The 18,129-nt window shown below is 72.7% G+C and carries 17 protein-coding genes; 8 read left to right on the top strand and 9 right to left on the bottom strand.

From position 1 onward, the window contains the following. Positions 1–25: 25 nt before the first annotated feature. Together EL245_RS02805 and EL245_RS02810 are read right to left on the bottom strand one after the other, a co-directional pair. Positions 26–478, bottom strand: coding sequence for an NfeD family protein (locus EL245_RS02805; RefSeq protein ID WP_126381766.1), 453 nt, complete (start codon positions 476–478; stop codon positions 26–28). A gap of 67 nt (positions 479–545) precedes the next feature. Then, positions 546–1,343 carry an ABC transporter ATP-binding protein gene (locus EL245_RS02810; RefSeq protein ID WP_126381767.1) on the bottom strand — a complete coding sequence of 266 codons (798 nt, stop codon included), beginning with the start codon at positions 1,341–1,343 and terminating at the stop codon, positions 546–548. Between the two features lie 129 nt (positions 1,344–1,472). On the opposite strand from EL245_RS02810, the gene EL245_RS02815 reads away from it, so the two are divergent. Continuing rightward, on the top strand, positions 1,473–2,183 hold the full coding sequence (locus EL245_RS02815; RefSeq protein WP_126381768.1) for a hypothetical protein: 711 nt from the start codon (positions 1,473–1,475) through the stop codon (positions 2,181–2,183). A 201-nt stretch (positions 2,184–2,384) separates the two neighbouring features. Here the strand turns inward: EL245_RS02815 and glgA are convergent, their stop codons facing one another. Next, on the bottom strand, positions 2,385–3,614 hold the full coding sequence (gene glgA / locus EL245_RS02820; protein WP_126381769.1) for a glycogen synthase: 1,230 nt from the start codon (positions 3,612–3,614) through the stop codon (positions 2,385–2,387). Between the two features lie 255 nt (positions 3,615–3,869). On the opposite strand from glgA, the gene EL245_RS02825 reads away from it, so the two are divergent. Both EL245_RS02825 and serB read left to right on the top strand, forming a co-directional pair. Further along, positions 3,870–5,114 (top strand): glucose-1-phosphate adenylyltransferase, encoded by a 1,245-nt coding sequence (locus EL245_RS02825; protein ID WP_126381770.1) that lies wholly within the window; start codon positions 3,870–3,872, stop codon positions 5,112–5,114. Between the two features lie 228 nt (positions 5,115–5,342). Next, positions 5,343–6,017 (top strand): phosphoserine phosphatase SerB, encoded by a 675-nt coding sequence (gene serB, locus EL245_RS02830; protein ID WP_126381771.1) that lies wholly within the window; start codon positions 5,343–5,345, stop codon positions 6,015–6,017. Positions 6,018–6,107: 90 nt separating this feature from the next. Here the strand turns inward: serB and EL245_RS02835 are convergent, their stop codons facing one another. Then, complete coding sequence (locus EL245_RS02835) at positions 6,108–6,620, bottom strand: SixA phosphatase family protein (protein ID WP_126381772.1); 513 nt, start codon at positions 6,618–6,620, stop codon at positions 6,108–6,110. A 92-nt stretch (positions 6,621–6,712) separates the two neighbouring features. Between EL245_RS02835 and dusB the strand changes: the two genes are divergently transcribed. Continuing rightward, entirely contained in the window at positions 6,713–8,020 is a 1,308-nt protein-coding gene (gene dusB, locus EL245_RS02840) for a tRNA dihydrouridine synthase DusB (protein WP_408608382.1), read from the top strand. 73 nt (positions 8,021–8,093) lie between these two features. Here the strand turns inward: dusB and EL245_RS02845 are convergent, their stop codons facing one another. Beyond that, positions 8,094–9,452, bottom strand: a complete 1,359-nt coding sequence (locus EL245_RS02845; protein ID WP_126381774.1) for a YibE/F family protein — start codon at positions 9,450–9,452, stop codon at positions 8,094–8,096. A 126-nt stretch (positions 9,453–9,578) separates the two neighbouring features. After that, positions 9,579–10,970, bottom strand: a complete 1,392-nt coding sequence (locus EL245_RS02850) for a glycine--tRNA ligase (RefSeq protein WP_126381775.1) — start codon at positions 10,968–10,970, stop codon at positions 9,579–9,581. 201 nt (positions 10,971–11,171) lie between these two features. On the opposite strand from EL245_RS02850, the gene EL245_RS02855 reads away from it, so the two are divergent. From EL245_RS02855 to EL245_RS02870, 4 genes are read left to right on the top strand one after another with little or no spacing between them, the layout of a single operon-like run. Beyond that, a complete protein-coding gene (locus EL245_RS02855) occupies positions 11,172–12,212 on the top strand; it encodes a metal ABC transporter solute-binding protein, Zn/Mn family (protein ID WP_232009846.1) in 1,041 nt (346 codons plus the stop codon). Next, positions 12,209–13,102 carry a metal ABC transporter ATP-binding protein gene (locus tag EL245_RS02860; protein WP_408608383.1) on the top strand — a complete coding sequence of 298 codons (894 nt, stop codon included), beginning with the start codon at positions 12,209–12,211 and terminating at the stop codon, positions 13,100–13,102. Before EL245_RS02855 ends, EL245_RS02860 begins: the two co-directional genes overlap by 4 nt. Next, a complete protein-coding gene (locus EL245_RS02865) occupies positions 13,099–13,992 on the top strand; it encodes a metal ABC transporter permease (RefSeq protein ID WP_126381777.1) in 894 nt (297 codons plus the stop codon). Before EL245_RS02860 ends, EL245_RS02865 begins: the two co-directional genes overlap by 4 nt. Beyond that, positions 13,989–14,420, top strand: coding sequence for a Fur family transcriptional regulator (locus tag EL245_RS02870; protein WP_126381778.1), 432 nt, complete (start codon positions 13,989–13,991; stop codon positions 14,418–14,420). Before EL245_RS02865 ends, EL245_RS02870 begins: the two co-directional genes overlap by 4 nt. 253 nt (positions 14,421–14,673) lie before the next feature. On the opposite strand, the gene uppS is transcribed toward EL245_RS02870, so the two are convergent. The 3 genes from uppS to leuA all read right to left on the bottom strand — a co-directional run bounded on the left by uppS (position 14,674) and on the right by leuA (position 18,088). After that, the gene (gene uppS / locus EL245_RS02875) at positions 14,674–15,438 is read right to left on the bottom strand and encodes a polyprenyl diphosphate synthase (RefSeq protein WP_126383931.1); all 765 of its coding nucleotides are present in this window, start codon (positions 15,436–15,438) and stop codon (positions 14,674–14,676) included. A gap of 95 nt (positions 15,439–15,533) precedes the next feature. Continuing rightward, entirely contained in the window at positions 15,534–16,283 is a 750-nt protein-coding gene (gene recO / locus EL245_RS02880; RefSeq protein WP_126381779.1) for a DNA repair protein RecO, read from the bottom strand. Between the two features lie 26 nt (positions 16,284–16,309). Further along, the gene (leuA, locus tag EL245_RS02885) at positions 16,310–18,088 is read right to left on the bottom strand and encodes a 2-isopropylmalate synthase (RefSeq protein WP_126381780.1); all 1,779 of its coding nucleotides are present in this window, start codon (positions 18,086–18,088) and stop codon (positions 16,310–16,312) included. Positions 18,089–18,129: the final 41 nt, after the last annotated feature.

Below are 18,129 nucleotides of genomic sequence, written 5' to 3' on the forward strand. Positions count from 1 at the left end.
GCCGACGGGCTGCCGGCCCTGGGGTTCAGGAGGGGCTGACCACGGCCACCGCGCCGTCGATGTCGGTGACGGTCACGGTGGTCCCCGGTTCGACCCTGCCCGGGGTGCCGCCCCCGTCCGTCCCGGTGGTCTGAGCCAGACGCGCGCTCCACTCCTCGCCGTCCAGACGCACGCGCCCGCCGCGGACGTCGATCGCGGTCAGGGCGACGGCCTGGCGGCCGATACGAGCCTCGGCGTTCGTGCGCATCTCGGGCGTGCCCGACAGGAGGTGGCGCTTGGCCCAGGGCCGCACGGCCACGAGCAGGAGGGTCGACACGAGCGCGAAGACGAGGACCTGCCCCCACAGCGGCGCTCCCAGAGCGGCCGCGCCGGCGGCGCCGAGCGCCCCGCCGGCGAACATGAGGAAGGTGAGGTCCACCGTGAGCGTCTCGATGACGCCCAGGACCAGTGAGGCTCCGATCCACCACAGCCATGCCATCGCGGTCTCCTTACGTGTCGTGTTCTGTCGTGCTCGTCTCCGGCTCCCGGACCGGACCTGGGGCGACTCAGGGACGAGGGGGCGGGGCGCCGCGAGCCGTGTACCGCCCCCGGTCGGTCGAGACCGCCAGGGGCAGGTCGAAGGTGGCGGTCATGACCTCGTCGGTGACGACCCCCTCGAGGGGGCCCTGGGCGACGACCCGCCCCTCGCGCAGCGCCAGCGCGTGGGTCCAGCCCACCGGTATCTCCTCGAGGTGGTGGGTGACGAGCACGACCGAGGGGGCGCCGGGCGCCCCGACGATGTCGGTGAGGGCTGTGAGGAGCTGCTCGCGCCCGGCGACGTCGAGCCCCGAGGCGGGCTCGTCGAGGATGAGCAGCTCGGGGTCGGGCATGAGGGCGCGGGCGATCTCGACCCGCTTGCGCTCCCCGGAGGACAGCCTGCCCCAGGCGCGCCCGGCCAGGGGCCCGGCGCCCAGCGCGGCGAGGATCGCCCTGGCGCGCTCGACGTCGAGGTCGTCGTACTGCTCGCGCCACACGCCGATACGGCCGTAGGAGGCCGACAGCACGACCGACAGGGCGGTCTCCGAGCCCTGGACGTGCCCGGCCAGGGCGGAGGAGCACAGGCCGATCCTGGGGTGCAGCTCGGAGAGGTCGACCCTGCCCATCCGCTCGTCAAGGAGGTCGACGACGCCGGAGGAGGGGAAGAGCCGGGCGGCGGCGATGCGCGCGATCGTCGTCTTGCCCGCTCCGTTGGGGCCCAGGAGCACCCAGTGCTGCCCCTCCTCGACCCTCCAGCTCACGTGGGAGAGGATCTGGGTCGTCCCGCGGTGCAGCGAGACGTCGTCGAGGGCGAGCACCGTGGTCATGACCCCAGCCTATCTCCTGGGCGACTTCTGCCGGGACGCCCGGCAGGGCCGGTCTCCCCGTGGCCCGCGCCCCGGGGTCGGGGCGCGCCGCCGGGAGCCGGGGCCGCGCAGGCGATAGTGTCTCCGGACGTGAGCACCCTGGACCTGCCCGTCTCCGTCCTGCTGGCACTGTGGGCGCCGCTGCCCTCCTCCCGGGGGGCGCAGGTCGTCCAGGGGGCTGACGGCTCCCACCTCGTGGCCGACGACGTCGCGCCGTGGGGGCTGGGGTGCCTCGACCTGGGGTCGTGGCTGCACGACCTGGGTCCGCTGCTGCGGGTGGGCGCCGTCCTCGTGTCCCCCGCCGACCCCGTGCCGGGGCTGCGGGAGGCGCTCGACGTCGGTGAGGCGGTCGTCCTGGAGACGGCGCAGGGACGCCGGGTGCTGCTCGTGCCCCGTCGCCGTGGCACCTCGGTGACCTGGCACGTCACCGAGCAGGACACCGCGGTGGCGCCCGCCGACCCCACCTACGCACGTCGTGAGGTGCACGAGGCCACTGAGGAGGCCATCGACGTCCTCGTGAGCCTGGACCTGGCCCGTGAGCGCCCGGAGCTGGCCGAGGAGCTCTCCGACCTCGTCTCCGCGGTGGCCGATCCTCGGCTCGTCCCCCCGACGCTCGAGCCCCGTCGCAAGGCGCTCCTTGAGCGCTCCTTGCGCCTGGAGGCGATCTGCACCACCGCGCTGGCCAACGACGGCGCCGCCGTCTCGGCTACCCAGGCGCAGCGCCGCCTCGAGGCCCTGCGGCCCCTGCTCGTCGTCGCCCGCCGGGGGGTGGGCGCGGCGACGCAGTGGTGGGCCCACTAACAGACGCTGACAGACGCTGACAGACGCTGACAGACGCTGACTGCCCCTGACCGGCACTGCCTGGCGCTGGCTGGCGCTGCCTGGCGCTGGCTGGCGCTGACGGGGACTGACGGGACGGCCGTGCCCCGGGGACGGTCGGTCTCCGGGGCACGGCCTGCGGTCGGGGCGGTGGATCGGGGCGGTGGAGGGAGCGGCCCGCGCTCAGCCCTGGTCGAGGACCCAGCGGTAGACGTCCATCGTCCGCTCGGCGATCGCCTCCCAGGCGAAGTGCTCCTCGACGCGCGTGCGGGCGGCTGCCCCCATCTTCTTGGCCAGGGACTCGTCCATGACCAGTGCGGTGAGGCGCTCGGCGAGGTCCGCCTCGAAGCGAGCAGGGTCCTTGGGGGTGCCGGTGCCGTCCTGGACCTGGTCGATGGGCACGAGGTACCCCGTCTCGCCGTCGACGATGACGTCGGGGATGCCGCCGGTGGCGGAGCCGACGACGGGCAGGTCGACGGCCATCGCCTCGAGGTTGACGATGCCCAGCGGCTCGTAGACCGAGGGGCACACGAAGACGTCCGAGGCCGACAGCACCGCGATGAGCTCGGGCCGCGGCAGCATCTCCTCGATCCAGACGACGCCGGTGCGCTTGTCCCGCAGCCTGGCCACGAGCCCCTCGACCTCCGCCTTGATCTCGGCGGTGTCGGGCGCGCCGGCGCACAGGACGACCTGGACCTCGGGCGGGAGCAGCTCGCAGGCCCGCAGGAGGTGGGGCAGGCCCTTCTGGCGGGTGATGCGCCCGACGAACACGACGGTCGGCCGGCTCGGGTCGATGCCCAGGCGCGCGAGGGTGGCCTGGCTCCGGGCGTCGGCCTCGGGCCCCGAGGGGCGCTGCCATGCGGCCAGGTCGATGCCGTTGTGGACGACCTTGACGCGATCGGGGTCGACCGCCGGGTAGGAGCGCAGGATGTCGGAGCGCATGCCGTTGGACACCGCGATGATCCCGGCGGCGGCCTCGTAGGCGGTGCGCTCGGCCCACGAGGACAGCGCGTATCCCCCGCCGAGCTGCTCGGCCTTCCAGGGGCGAAGCGGTTCCAGGGAGTGGGCGGACAGGACGTGGGGGGCGCCGTGGAGCAGGGAGGCGAGGTGCCCGGCGAGGTTGGCGTACCACGTGTGGGAGTGGACGATGTCGGCGCCCTGGCACCCGGCGGCCATCTCCAGGTCGACCCCGAAGGTCCGCAGGGCCGGGTTGGCGGACTCGAGCTCGGCGATCTCGGGGTACCCGGTCACGCCGGGGTCGGCGCCCTCGGTCCCGGGCTCACGCGGCCCGCCGAAGGCGTGGACGCGCACCTCGGCCAGGGGGCGCAGCACCTTGGCGAGCTCGTTGACGTGCACTCCGGCGCCGCCGTAGATGTACGGAGGATATTCTTTGGTCAGCAGGTCTACCCGCATGGGTGAGTCTCCTCGCTCGCGCGCCCGGGCGCGCGGTAGATGACGTGGTGGGGACCGCTCGGGGCGCGGGGCGCGCCCCCGGCGACCTCCCCTTCCGACCGTATCGGCTCGAGGCTCCCGGCGTGCGGGTTTCGCGGCCGACGGGGACGCACCGGCCCGCTGGCCCTGGCTGGCCCTGGCTGGCCCTGTGCCCCCGATGAGATCCCGGCTCCCATTCGCGCCCCCGAGGTGGCCCGGCTCACGTAGGGTGGGGCCATGGCCTCTCCTCGTGTCCTCGCAATCGTCCTCGCCGGCGGTGAAGGCAAGCGCCTCATGCCCCTGACGGTCGACCGCGCCAAGCCGGCGGTCCCCTTCGGAGGCATCTACCGCCTCATCGACTTCTCCTTGTCGAACATGATCAACTCCGGCTTCCTCAAGGTCGTCGTCCTCACCCAGTACAAGTCCCACTCCCTGGACCGCCACATCTCCAAGACCTGGCAGGTCTCGGACATGCTCGGCAACTACATCGCCCCCGTCCCGGCCCAGCAGCGCGTCGGCAAGCACTGGTTCCTGGGGAGCGCGGACGCCATCTTCCAGTCCCTCAACCTGCTGGACGACGAGCGGCCTGACTACGTCGTCATCACCGGTGCGGACAACATCTACCGCATGGACTTCTCCCAGATGCTCGACCACCACATCGCCTCGGGCCTGCCGTGCACGGTGGCGGGGATCCGCCAGCCCCGCTCGCTGGCCGACCAGTTCGGCGTCATCGAGACCGACCCCCAGGACCGCGGGAGGATCAAGGCCTTCGTCGAGAAGCCCAAGGACACCCCGGGGCTGCCCGACTCCCCCGAGGAGATCCTGGCATCGATGGGCAACTACATCATGGACGCCGACGCCCTCCTGCAGGCGGTGACGGCCGACGCCGCCGACGAGTCCTCCAAGCACGACATGGGAGGCAACATCGTCCCGTGGTTCGTGGCGCAGGGGGCCGCGGGGGTCTACGACTTCAAGGACAACGACGTGCCGGGGGCCTCCGACCGCGACCGGGACTACTGGCGTGACGTGGGGACCGTGGACGCCTTCTACGAGGCCCACCAGGACCTCATCAGCGTGTCCCCGGTGTTCAACCTCTACAACGACCGCTGGCCCCTGTTCGCCGGGTACACCGCCTCCATGCCTCCGGCCAAGTTCGTCTACGGCCACCACGAGCGCCTGGGCCACGCCGTCGACTCGATCGTCTCCCCCGGGGTCATCGTCTCCGGTGGTGAGGTCATCTCCTCGGTGCTCAGCCCCGGGGTGCGCGTCAACTCCTGGTCCTCGGTGCGGGAGTCGGTCCTCATGGACGGCGCCGTCGTGGGCCGCAACACCGTGGTCAACCGCGCGATCCTCGACAAGTACGTCGTCGTCGAGGAGGGGGCCATGGTGGGTATCGACCCCGAGCACGACCGCGAGCGCGGCTTCACGATCACCGAGTCCGGCATCACGGTGGTCGCCAAGGGCCAGGTCGTCGTCCGCTGACCACCGACCGGTCGGCCCCGGGCCGGGCTCGCGGGCCCGGGGCCGACCAGCGTCCCTGACCCGTGCACGACCTGACGGGGCACGACCAGACCGACCGGCCCTCTCGCTGACCACTCGGCCGCGGTCCCTTGCCGCCGCCCCGGGGGCTGAGAGCCCCCGGGGCGGCGGCGTCGCTGCGGGGCCCGGGCGTCGCCACCGCGTGGCCGGGCGATCATCTAGCATCGGATCATGAGTGAACGCGTCAGCGGGGCCCGAGCCTCGGGCCTGCTCGCCGCCAAGGGTCCGGGCCTGCTGGTCATGGATGTCGACTCCACCCTCATCGAGCAGGAGGTCATCGAGCTCATCGCCGAGCACGCCGGCAGCCGTGCCCAGGTCGCTGAGATCACCGGGAGGGCCATGCGTGGCGAGCTCGACTTCGAGGCCTCGTTGCGCGAGCGGGTAGCGACCCTGGCCGGCCTGCCGGTCGAGGTCCTCGATGAGGTGGTCGCTCAGACCCGCCTGACGCGCGGAGCGGTCGAGCTCATCGAGGAGCTGCACGCCTCAGGCTGCCGGGTGGGGATCGTCTCAGGGGGCTTCGAGGAGGTCGCGGCCCCCCTGGCGGCCCGCCTGGGCATCGACCACGTCGCCGCCAACCGGCTGGAGGTCGCCGACGGCCGCCTGACCGGCAGGGTCGAGGGGCGGGTGGTCGACCGTGAGGTCAAGACCCGGCTGCTCAGGCAGTGGGCCCGGGCCGACGGCGTCGAGATGGAGCGCACGGTCGCCGTGGGCGACGGGGCCAACGACCTGGGCATGATCGCCGCGGCGGGACTGGGCATCGCCTTCGACGCCAAGCCGGTGGTCGTCCGCCAGGCGCCCGCCGCGGTCCACGTGCGTGACCTCAGGGCCGTCCTCGAGCTGCTGTGAGGGCGGTACCGGCGGTGCTCGTCGGTCACTCCCTCGTGGCCTGACGGTGGATCCTCGGTGGCTCCTCGGCGGCAGGCTCGGGCCCGCCGCTCAGCGGCGCACGGTGACGATCTCGGACAGGTGGGCCTGCTGCGGTCCGAGCCCCGCCCAGGGGCCCGTGACCTCGAGGAGGAGCGCGGTGGCGGTGGGCACGCCGAAGGACACCTGGCCGGCCAGGTCGTCGTCGGTGTCGTGCAGGGTGTGCGCGAGGATCGACACGGTCGGCTCGTGGCCGACCACGACGACGGTGCGCACGGCCTCGGGCAGCGGCTCGAGCAGCCCCAGGATGCCGTGGGGGCCGTGGTGGTAGATCTCCGGCTCGACCCGGACCTGGCCGGTGCGCAGCCGGTCCTGCAGGGGTCGGGCCGTCTGCCGTGCACGCGCGGCCGGCGAGACGAGGAGGAGGTCGATCTCCGAGATCCTGCGGTCCAGGACCCGGGCGAGCTCGTCGGCCATGGTTCGCCCCTTGGAGGTCAGCTGCCTCTCGAGGTCGGTGGGAGCGTCGTGCCCCGCCTTGGAGTGGCGGACGAGCACAAGGGTCTTCCTGTGGGGCGCAGTCGTCACCCACCCACTGTACGGCACCACGGCCCGCGCCGTTCGCCGGCCGACCCGCCGGCTGGTGCCGCCCTGGGCCCACGGTGTGCCAGCATGGCCCGGTGAGCCAGCAGCCGCCGACCCCAGACCACCTCAGCGCGCCGGGTCCCGGCAGCGACCGGGTGCCGCCGGTCCTGCGGATCGGACCGATCGAGGTGCCCACCCCGGTTGAGCTGGCCCCGATGGCCGGGGTCACCAACGCCTCCTTCCGGCGGCTGTGCCGGCGCTACGGCGAGCAGGCGCTGCCCGAGCGGCTGCGGCCCTCCCAGGAGGGGCCGCTCGAGGTCGACGGCCGGCTCCGGGCCCCGGCCGGCCTGTACGTCACCGAGATGGTCACCACCCGGGCGCTGGTCGAGCGCAACGACAAGACCCTGGCGATGGTGCGCACCGACCCGACCGAGCGGGTGCGCTCGATCCAGCTCTACGGCGTCGACCCGGTCGTGGCCGGCCAGGCGGTGCGGATCCTGGTCGAGGAGGACCTGGCCGACCACATCGACCTCAACTTCGGCTGCCCGGTGCCCAAGGTCATGCGCAAGGGAGGCGGCGCGGCCCTGCCGTGGAAGAAGGACCTCCTCGCGGCGATCCTGCGCGAGACGGTCCGCGCCTCGGAGGCGGGGGTGCGCGCCGCCGGCCGTGACCGGGAGGTTCCGGTGACCGTCAAGATGCGCATCGGCGTCGACGAGGAGCACGAGACCTACCTCGAGGCGGCCAGGGCGGCCCGCGACGCCGGGATCGCGGCGCTGGCCCTCCACGGCCGGACGGCCCGTCAGCACTACGCCGGCCAGGCCCGCTGGGAGGCCATCGCGCGCCTCAAGGAGGCCACCGACCTGCCGGTGCTCGGCAACGGGGACATCTGGAGCGGTGAGGACGCCCTGGAGATGATGCGCGTGACCGGCTGCGACGGCGTCGTCGTGGGACGCGGCTGCCAGGGCCGCCCGTGGCTCTTCGCCGACATCGTCGCGGCGCTGCACGGCTCCCCCGAGCGTGCCCGGCCCGATCTCGACGGCGTCATCGAGACGATCATGGAGCACGGTCGGCTCCTGGCTGCGGAGATGGGCGAGGACCGGGGCGTGCGTGACCTGCGCAAGCACGTGGGCTGGTACCTCAAGGGCTACCCGGTGGGCGGACGGGCCCGTGGCGAGCTCATGGGCGTGTCAACCCTCGACGAGCTCGACTCGGCGCTGGCCCGGATGCGCGAGCGTCTCCCGGTCTCCGTCCCCTACCCCGGTCCGGCGGTCGAGGGGCCGCGCGGACGGGCGGGGTCCCCCAAGCGCCCCCACCTGCCCGAGGGGTGGTTGGACTCCCCCTACCTCACGGCCGACGAGAGGGTCCTGCTGGGCCAGGCCGAGTCCGACGCCTCAGGGGGCTGAGGGGCCGGCCCCGCCCGCCGTGGGACACCGGCCCCGCGGGCCCGCCTGCCGCCGGGTCGCCCCGCCTGGCCGGTCAGGACCTTGAGCCCTGGTCGGCGGCACCGCCGTCGGCGCGCCGACGGCGGGCGGCCGGTCCCGCCTCCGCCAGGACGGGGGTGGTGCGGCACAGCGCCGCCGCGATGGCCGTCGTGGCCGGGATGGCCAGGACCAGACCGATCGAGGACACGAGGGTGCGCACGATCTCCTCGGCGATCTCGCCGCTGAGCATCGTGTCGACCACTGCCCGGTCGATGAGGGAGGCCGACAGGATGAGCGGCAGCGCGGTGCCCGCGTAGGCGAAGGCGAGGGTGTAGACGGTCGAGGCGATGTGGTCCCGGCCGATGCGCATCCCACCGGTGAACAGGCGGGTGCGGCCCAGGGAGGGGTTGGCTGCGTGCAGCTCCCAGACGGCCGAGGCCTGGGTGATCGTCACGTCGTTGAGGACCCCCAGGCCCGCGATGACCATGCCGCAGGTGAGCAGCGCCCTCAGGCTCAGTCCCGGCACGAGCGAGGCCAGGGTGAGGGAGGCGTCCTCGGTGGCCCCGGTGAGGTTGGCCGCCTCGACGCCCCACAGCGACAGGACCACGGTGATGACGACGCCGACGATCGTCCCCAGCAGGGCGGTGGTCGTGCGCACCGAGATGCCGTGCGCGATGTAGACGGCCAGGAGCATCATGGCGCTGGCGCCCACGAGGGTCACCCACATGGGCGAGGCCAGGTCGAGCAGGGCGGGGATCATGAACAGGAGGACGACGGCGCTCGACAGGACCAGGCCCAGGACGCTCAGGGCACCCTTCCTGCCCGCCACGGCCACGACGAGCACGAGGTAGACCAGGGACAGGGCGGCCACCGGCACCTGCCGGGCGTAGTCGACGAAGACGTAGGGGGTGCCCGAGCTGAGCGCCGCGGGGGTGTACATGACCGAGAGCCGGTCGCCGACGTCGGCGCTGGTCAGGGACTCGGAGGGGATGTGGACCGGCAGGACCAGGCCCTGGCCGGCGCCGGAGGTGACGCGCGCGCACACGGCGTCGGCGAGCAGGCCGTCGCTGGCAGCCGCCCCCAGGGCCTGGGCCGCCTCCTGGCAGTCCGCCACGTCCAGGCTCGTGATCTGCGCGGTCTCCAGGCTCGTCCCCTCCGCGGCGAAGGGCTGGGAGCCGACGAGCGAGGAGCTGCCCGGCCACAGCACGACCAGGCCGATGATCGTGGCCACGACGAGCGGGACGACGATGGCGGCCAGGACGAGGCGCACGCGCCTGGCCTCACCGGCAGGCAGGTCGAGGGGGCCTGAGTGGGAGTGCCCGTGGCCGGGTGCGCCCGGGGCGCTGGGCGCTCCGGGCTCGTCCTGCCGGCCGGGCTCGGTGGGGGCGTCTGGCTCTGGGGCTGCGTGGCTCACGGTGCCATCATGCCCGCGCGCCCCGCCCCCGCCCGGCAAGGGCGCAGGCGGGGCGCGGGGCACGGGTCCCGTGAGCCCGGGCGGTGGCCCTCCCGCGGCGCAGCGGCCCACGGGGCGGGCAGGCGGTCAGCAGCCGACGAGGCGCTCGGCAAGGTAGCGCTCGACGCCCTCCAGGGGGATGCGCTCCTGGGCCATCGTGTCGCGCTCGCGCACGGTGACGGCACCGTCCTGGGGGGAGTCGAAGTCGTAGGTGACGCACCACGGGGTCCCGACCTCGTCCTGGCGGCGGTAGCGTCGGCCCACGGCGCCGGCGTCGTCGTACTCGACGTTCCAGGACCGGCGCAGGCGCGCGGCGAGCTCACGGGCGGGCCCGGTCAGCTCCTCCTTGCGGCTCAGCGGAAGGACCGCGGCCTTGACCGGGGACAGGCGCGGGTCGAGGCGCAGCACGATCCGGGTGTCCACCCCTCCCTTGGTGTTGGGGGCCTCGTCCTCGTGGTAGGCCTCGACGAGGAAGGCCATGAGGGAGCGGGTCAGTCCGGCCGCGGGCTCGATGACGTAGGGCACCCAGCGCTCGTCACGGGTCTGGTCGAAGTAGGACAGGTCCTTGCCGGAGTGCTCGGCGTGGGTGCCCAGGTCGAAGTCGGTGCGGTTGGCGATCCCCTCGAGCTCGCCCCACTCGCTGCCGGCGAAGCCGAAGCGGTACTCCAGGTCCACGGTGCGCTTGGAGTAGTGGGAGAGCTTCTCGGCGGGGTGCTCGTAGAGCCTGATGTTCTCCGGGTCGATCCCCAGGTCGACGTACCAGGCCTTGCGGTGGTCGATCCAGTACTGGTGCCACTCCTCGTCAGTGCCGGGCTCGACGAAGAACTCCATCTCCATCTGCTCGAACTCCCGGGTGCGGAAGATGAAGTTGCCCGGGGTGATCTCGTTGCGGAAGGACTTGCCGACCTGGCCGATGCCGAAGGGCGGCTTCTTGCGCGCCGCGCTCATGACGTTGGCGAAGTTGACGAAGATTCCCTGGGCGGTCTCGGGGCGCAGGTAGTGCAGCCCCGCGTCGTCGTCGACCGGGCCGAGGTAGGTCTTGAGCAGCCCGGAGAAGGCCTTGGGCTCGGTCCAGGCCCCGGGCTGACCGGTGACCGGGTCGGGCACGTCGGACAGCGTGACGGACTCGGGGTCCAGGCCCTTGCGCTCGGCGTACTCCTCGATGAGCTGGTCGGCCCGGTAGCGCTTGTGGGTGTGGAGGGACTCCACGAGCGGGTCGGTGAAGGCCTGGACGTGTCCCGAGGCCACCCAGACCTCGCGCGGGAGGATGACCGAGGAGTCCAGGCCCACGACGTCGTCGCGGGATCGGACCATGTACTGCCACCACTGGCGCTTGATGTTCTCCTTGAGCTCGACGCCCAACGGGCCGTAGTCCCAGGCCGAACGTGTCCCGCCGTAGATCTCCCCGCAGGGGAAGACGAAGCCGCGGCGCTTGGCGAGGTTGATGACGCGGTCGAGCGTCGAGGGGGTCTGTGCCACCGTGTGACTCCTCATGTTCGTCGTTGTCCGCACCTGGTTGGTGGGAACGAGTGCCGCCAGTCTAGGGGCGGAGCCGCCCTGGTCGCGTCACGGTGCCTGGTGGGACGGATCGCGCTCGACGCACGCGAGTGCCGCCTGACCTCCGGCGGGGTCCGGCGCGCAGGTTTGACGTGCTCCGCCCACAGATTGAGAATGGTTCCCATGAAACTGTTCAGCGCACCCTCACGCAGGCCCCTGGCGGCAGCTGCCGCCGTGGCGCTCGCCGGCTCCCTGACCGCATGCTCGGCCCTGTCCTCGGACTCTGAGTCCTCCTCGTCCTCCTCGGGCGGGTCGGGCGGGTCGGGGACGGTAAGCGTCGCAGCCTCCTTCTACCCGATCCAGTACCTCACCGAGGCCGTCGGCGGCGAGCACGTCACCGTCACGAGCGTCACCCCCACCAACGCCGAGCCGCATGACTTCGAGCTCTCCCCCAAGGAGGTCCAGGACCTGTCCTCGGTGGACCTGGTCACCTACGTCTCGGGCTTCCAGCCCTCCCTCGACGACGCCCTCACGCAGGTCTCGGGCCCCACCGTCCTCGACCTGGCCGACTCGGTGGAGCTCACCCACCACGACGGCGTCGTCGACGACCACGACCACGGCGAGGAGGCGACCGACGCGCACACCGACGAGGCCACTGACGCGCACACCGACGAGGCCACTGACGAGCACACCGACGAGCACACTGACGAGACCCTCGACCCGCACTTCTGGCTCGACCCCCAGCGCATGATCCTGGCCGCCGAGGCCATCGAGGCGGCGCTGGCCGAGGCCGACCCGGCCCACGCCGCCGACTTCGAGGCCAATCTCGCCGCCGTGCGCACCGCGATGGAGGGCATCGACCAGAGCTACACCCAGGGCCTGGGGCAGTGCGAGCGCACGACCTTCGTGACCGCCCACTCGGCCTTCGGCTACCTCGCGGAGCGTTACAACCTCACCCAGGCCTCGATCTCCGGGCTCGACCCCGAGCACGAGCCCAGCCCCGCCGAGCTGGCCGCGGTCAAGCAGGTGGTGGAGTCCACGGGCACGACGGTCATCTTCACCGAGGAGCTCGTCTCACCCGAGACCGCGCAGGCGCTGGCCTCCGAGACCGGCGCGACGACCGCGGTGCTCAACCCGATCGAGTCGGCCCCCCAGGACGGCGACTACGCGACCGCCATGGAGACCAACCTCGGCGAGCTGCGCACGGCGCTGGCCTGCCAGTGAGCGTCTCAGGCTCCGACGCCGCGGCGTCACGCGGGAGCTCGGCCCCGTCCCTGGGGGCCGGGCTCCCGCCTGGTCGGCAAGCCGCGAGCAGCGGGGAGGTCATCGACGTGCGGGAGGCCTCGGTGGTCCTGGGCGCCGACCTCGTTCTCGACCGGGTCGACCTCCAGGTCGGCCCTGGGGAGTCGGTCGCGCTCCTGGGTGCCAACGGCTCGGGCAAGTCGACCCTTGTGCGCACGATCCTGGGCCTGCACCCCCTGCGCTCGGGGCGGGTGCGCCTGTTCGGCCACGACGTGGCGCGACGCCGGTCGGTGCCCTGGGGACGGGTGGGCTACGTCCCCCAGCGGGTCAGCGCCTCCTCCGGGGTGCCCGCCACGGCGCTCGAGGTCGTCCGCTCGGGCCTGCTGTCCGGCGCACGCCCCTTCGCCGACCGCGGTGCCCGGGCGCGGCGACGCGCCCTGGAGGCTCTCAACGCGGTCGGGCTCGCCCACCGCGCGGGGGACCACGTCCAGGTTCTCTCCGGGGGGCAGTCCCAGCGGGTCCTCATCGCCCGTGCCCTCGTGCGCGACCCCGAGCTGCTCGTCCTCGACGAGCCCCTGGCCGGCATCGACCGGGCCTCACGCGAGGCCCTCGCATCGATCCTGCGGTCCTTACGCGACCAGGGGGTCACGCTGGTCACCGTCCTGCACGAGATGGGCGAGCTGACCGAGGTCGTCGAGCGCGCCGTCGTCCTGGACGACGGGCGGATCGCCTCCGACGGACCCGCCGTCGAGCTGGCCGCTGCCCACGGGGACCACGGCCACGACGCCCACCCCCACGACGCGAGCCGCCCCGCCCACCACGCGCCTGCCCTGACCACCTCGACCAACCGTCCCGGAGGCGCCCGCCCATGACGCTCACGACTCTGACCGAGATGCTCTCCAGCCCGCTCATGCAGCGCGCCTTCATCGTCGCCGTCCTCGTGGGCCTGGCGGCGCCGGTCGTGGGCACCTACCTCGTCCAGCGCGGGCTGGCGCTCCTGGGCGACGGCATCGGGCACGTCGCGCTGACCGGGGTCGCCCTGGGCTGGCTGGCCGGGGCCGCCGCCCACGCCTCGCCCCGCGACGCGTGGGCGGTTCCGGGGGCGATCGTCGCCTCGGTGCTGGGCGCCATCAGCATCGAGCTCATCCGCGCCCGGGGGCGCACCCGGGGGGACGTGGCCCTGGCGATCCTGTTCTACGGCGGGATCGCGGGCGGCGTCCTGCTCATCCGCCTGGCAGGCGGGACGACGACGAACCTGACGAGCTACCTCTTCGGGTCCATCGCCACGGTGTCGGTCTCCGACGCGTGGTTCACGATCGTCCTGGCCACCGGGGTGCTCCTCGTGGGCCTGGGGCTGCGCGGGCCCCTGTTCGCCCTGTCCCACGACGAGGAGTTCGCCCGCGCCATCGGCCTGCCCACGGCGGCCCTCAACGTGACCGTCGCCGTCGTCGCGGCGCTGACGGTGTCGGTCTCGATGCGGGTGGTCGGGGCGCTGCTCGTCTCGGCGGTCATGATCGTCCCGGTGGCCATCGCCCAGCTCGTGTCCCACTCCTTCCGCCTGACCATGCACCTGGCCATGGGCATCGGGGTCGTCGCCTGCGTGTCGGGGCTGACCATCACCTACGTCGTGGCGGCCTCTCCGGGGGCGACGATCGTCGTCCTGCTCGTCGTGGCCTACACTTTGGTCGCGCTGGTGTCGGGACTGGCGCGGGCGGTGACCCGCCGGGGTGGGAGCCGCAGCCACGAGGAGGCACGCCGATGAGCCGGACGAACAGGGCCACCCGCCCGCGCGCGACATGGCAGCGGGCTGCGGTCGCCGACATCCTGGAGCGCACCGAGGAGTTCCGCTCCGCCCAGCAGATCCACGCCGCCCTCGACGCCGAGGGGACCCGGGTGGGCCTGGCGACGGTCTACCGCAACCTCACGGCGCTGGCCGAGGCGGGCGACGTCGACCAGGTCCGCAACGCCGAGGGCGAGACCCTCTACCGCGCCTGCGAGCGCCCCGAGCACCACCACCACATCGTGTGCCGCTCCTGCGGGCACACCGTGGAGGTCGCCGGTGGCGCGCTCGAGGCGTGGATCTCCTCGGTCTCGGCCGAGCACGGCTTCACGAGCATGGAGCACACCGCCGAGTTCTTCGGCCTGTGCGCCTCGTGCTCGGCCCGGGCGGAGGAGGGATCCCCTGCCTGACAGGCGGCCTCATGCCGCCACGCGCCTCCCCACCCGCAGGGCCTCGATGGTTGTTCCCACGGGGTGGGACGGGGACACGGGCCGGTCCGGGGCTGGTGGCACGAGGCCGGGACCGGCGACACGAGGCCGGGGCTCGCGGCATGAGTACGGGACTGGTGGCACGAGACCGGGGCTTCGCGGTGATACCGGGGAGGGGCACCTCGCGTCACCAGAGCGCTCCCCGTAGGCGGGGACCAGCGTGCCGGCCCCGGAGCTACTGGCCCGCAACCGCGTCGACGGCGCCCCCGAAGCGGCGGTCACGGTGGGCGTAGGCCTGGCAGGCGCGCCACAGCTCGGTGCGGTCGAACTCGGGCCAGGGAAGGTCGGAGAAGTACAGCTCGGCGTAGGCCGAGGACCACATGAGGAAGTTGGAGGTGCGCTGCTCCCCCCCGGTGCGGATGAACAGGTCGACGTCGCGCATCGTGGGGGCGTACAGGTAGCGCTGGACCGTCTTGTCGTTGACGGCCGAGGCCTTGAGCCGACCCGCCTCGACGTCGAGCGCGATCGCCCTGGCGGCGTCGGCGATCTCAGCGCGCCCACCGTAGTTGAGGCACATGTTGAGCACCATCCGCTCGTTGCCGGCCGTGATCCGCTCGGAGCGACGGACCTCGGACAGGACCGACTTCCACAGCCTGGGCTCGCGCCCCACCCAGCGCACGCGCACGCCCCACTCGAGCAGGTCGTCGGTCTGGGCACGCAGGACGGTGCGGGTGAAGCCCATGAGGAAGCGGACCTCGGCCGGGGAACGGCGCCAGTTCTCGGTGGAGAAGGCGTAGACGCTCAGCTCCTCGACCCCGATCTCGACGGCCCCGGCGATGACGTCCATCATGGTGGCCTCCCCCACCCGGTGGCCCTCGGTGCGTGGCAGCCCACGGGCGTTGGCCCACCGTCCGTTGCCGTCCATGACGCAGGCGACGTGGCCGGGGACCGTGCCGGCAGCCAGCGCAGGAGGCTCGAGCCCGGGACGGTGCAGCGGCACGCGTCCGTCAGGGCCGGCAGCGTCCGCGGGGTCGGCACCTGCACCGGCCCGGGAGGCGGCCGGCGCCGGTGCGGGGAGCTGGTCTGCGGTCACGGTCAGGCCCTTTCGACGTGGGAGAGCGAGCGCAGGCGCCGCTCGAGGTGCCAGGTCAAGTATGCCGACACCAGCCCGGCCGCCTGCGCCCGCTCGCGTGCGCCCGAGGCGTCGGCGACGACCCACTGGCCCGACAGGAGGGCACCGAGCAGGATCATGGTCTGGGTGTCGACCTCCACCGAGCCGGCCGGGCGACAGTCCGGGCAGACCGCCCCGCCTGCCTGGACGTGGAAGGCGGCGTGGGGCCCGGGGGCCCCGCAGCGGGCGCAGTCGTAGAAGGACGGAGCCCAGCCGGCAAGTGCCAGGGCCCGCAGGAGGTAGGAGTCGAGCACGAGCCCGGGTGCGTGGCGACGGCGGGCCAGGGCGGACAGGGCCCCGTAGAGCAGGAGGAACTGCTGGGGGGACTCTGTCGTGCCCAGGTCGCCGTCGTCGTGGGTGAGGCGCTCGGCGGTCTCGACCATTGTCGCCGCGCAGGTGAAGACCGCGTAGTCCGCGCAGATCGCGCCCGCGAAGGGCGAGATCGTGTCGACCTGGGTGACGACGTCGAGGTTTCGCCCGGCGTGGAGCTGGACGTCGATCATCGAGAAGGGCTCCAGGCGCGCGCCGAAGCGGGAGGTCGTACGACGCACCCCCTTGGCGACGGCGCGCACCTGCCCGTGGTGACGGGTGAGCATGACGATGATGCGGTCGGCCTCGCCCAGCGGGTACGTCCGCAGGACGAGGGCCTCGTCGCGGTAGAGCCGCAGCGCCACGGGGACCGGGATCCCGACCGCCGGCCTCAGCGCAGGGCGCGGTTGACCGCGGAGATGACCGCCTTGAAGGAGGAGGTCGTGATCGACGGGTCGATCCCCACTCCCCACAGGACCTGCCCGTTGACCTCGCACTCGACGTAGGAGGCGGCCGAGGCGTCACGGCCCTGGCTCAGAGCGTGCTCGGCGTAGTCGAGGATCCGCACCTCGACGCCGGTCTGCTCCAGGGCGGTGACGAAGGCGTCGAGCGGGCCGTTGCCCGAGGCGGTCAGCAGCTGGCGCCGCCCGCCGTCGGCGATCGTGACGGTCAGGACCGAGTCCTCCTCCCCGCTGCTGGTCAGCGTCGCGGCCTTGAGCTCGAAACGGCCCCAGGCCGGCAACTCGGCGCCCGGCGCCGCCGCGGCGGGCAGGTACTCGTCGGCGAAGATCGTCCACATCTTGTCGGAGGAGACCTCCCCGCCGTAGGTGTCGGTGTGGCGCTGGACGATGCGGGAGAACTCGATCTGCAGGCGACGGGGCAGGTCGAGGTTGCGGGAGTGCTTGAGCAGGTAGGAGACCCCGCCCTTGCCCGACTGGGAGTTGACGCGCACGACCGCCTCGTAGGAGCGTCCCACGTCGTGGGGGTCGATGGGCAGGTAGGGCATCGACCAGGGCACCGCGTTCTCAGCCTCCTGGGCGTCCATCCCCTGGGCCTTGGCGTCCTCGACCTGCTTGGCCCGGGCGAGGAAGCCCTTCTTGATGGCGTCCTGGTGGGAGCCCGAGAAGGAGGTGTAGACGAGCTCGCCGACATACGGGGTGCGCGGGGGCACGTCCATCTGCGTCGAGCGCTCCACGGTGCGACGGATCTCGTCGATGTCCGACAGGTCGAGCATCGGGTCGATGCCCTGGCTGAAGAGGTTGAGGGCGAGGGTGACCAGGTCGACGTTGCCGGTTCGCTCACCGTGACCGAACAGGCAGCCCTCGACACGGTCGGCACCGGCCAGCAGGCCCAGCTCGGTGGCCGCCACGCCCGAGCCCCGGTCGTTGTGGGTGTGCAGGGACAGGCACACGGCCTCGCGGTGGGACAGGTTCCTGCTCATCCACTCGATCTGGTCGGCGTAGACGTTGGGGGTGGCCCGCTCGACGGTGGCGGGCAGGTTGAGGATGATCTCCCGGTCGGTCTCGGGCTGCCACACCCCCATGACGGCCTCGCAGACCTCGAGGGCGTACTCGCGCTCGGTGTCGACGAAGATCTCCGGTGAGTACTCGAAGCCGAAGATGGTGTCCTCGGTCAGGACCTTCTCGGCACGGGCGATGACCTGCCGGGTGCCGTCGACCGCCAGCTCGCGCACGTCGTCGCGGCTCATACGGAACACGACGTCGCGGAACAGGGGCGCGAGCGCGTTGTAGAGGTGGACGGTGGCGCGCGGCAGGCCGACGCAGGCGTCCAGGGTGCGGTCGATGAGGTCGCCGCGGGACTGGGTGAGCACCGAGATGGTCACGTCCTCGGGGACCGCGCCGTCCTCGACCAGCGAGCGCACGAAGTCGAAGTCGGTCTGGGAGGCGGCGGGGAAGCCGACCTCGATCTCCTTGAATCCCATCGAGACGAGCAGGTCGAACAAGGCCCGCTTGGCCGCCGGGGCCATCGGCTCGATGAGGGACTGGTTGCCGTCACGCAGGTCGGTGCTCAGCCAGCGCGGGGCGTGGGTGATCCGTCGGGACGGCCAGGTGCGGTCCGGCAGGTCGGTGGTCAGTGTGTCGAGGAAGGGCACGTACTTGCCGAAGGGCATGCCGGAGGGCTGCTGGGGTGCGGGGCGTGCGGTACGCATGGGGTACTCCTGGGGGTGCTGTGCTGAGCACGGGTCCGACG

Source organism: Actinomyces howellii (assembly GCF_900637165.1).
Classification (GTDB): domain Bacteria; phylum Actinomycetota; class Actinomycetes; order Actinomycetales; family Actinomycetaceae; genus Actinomyces; species Actinomyces howellii.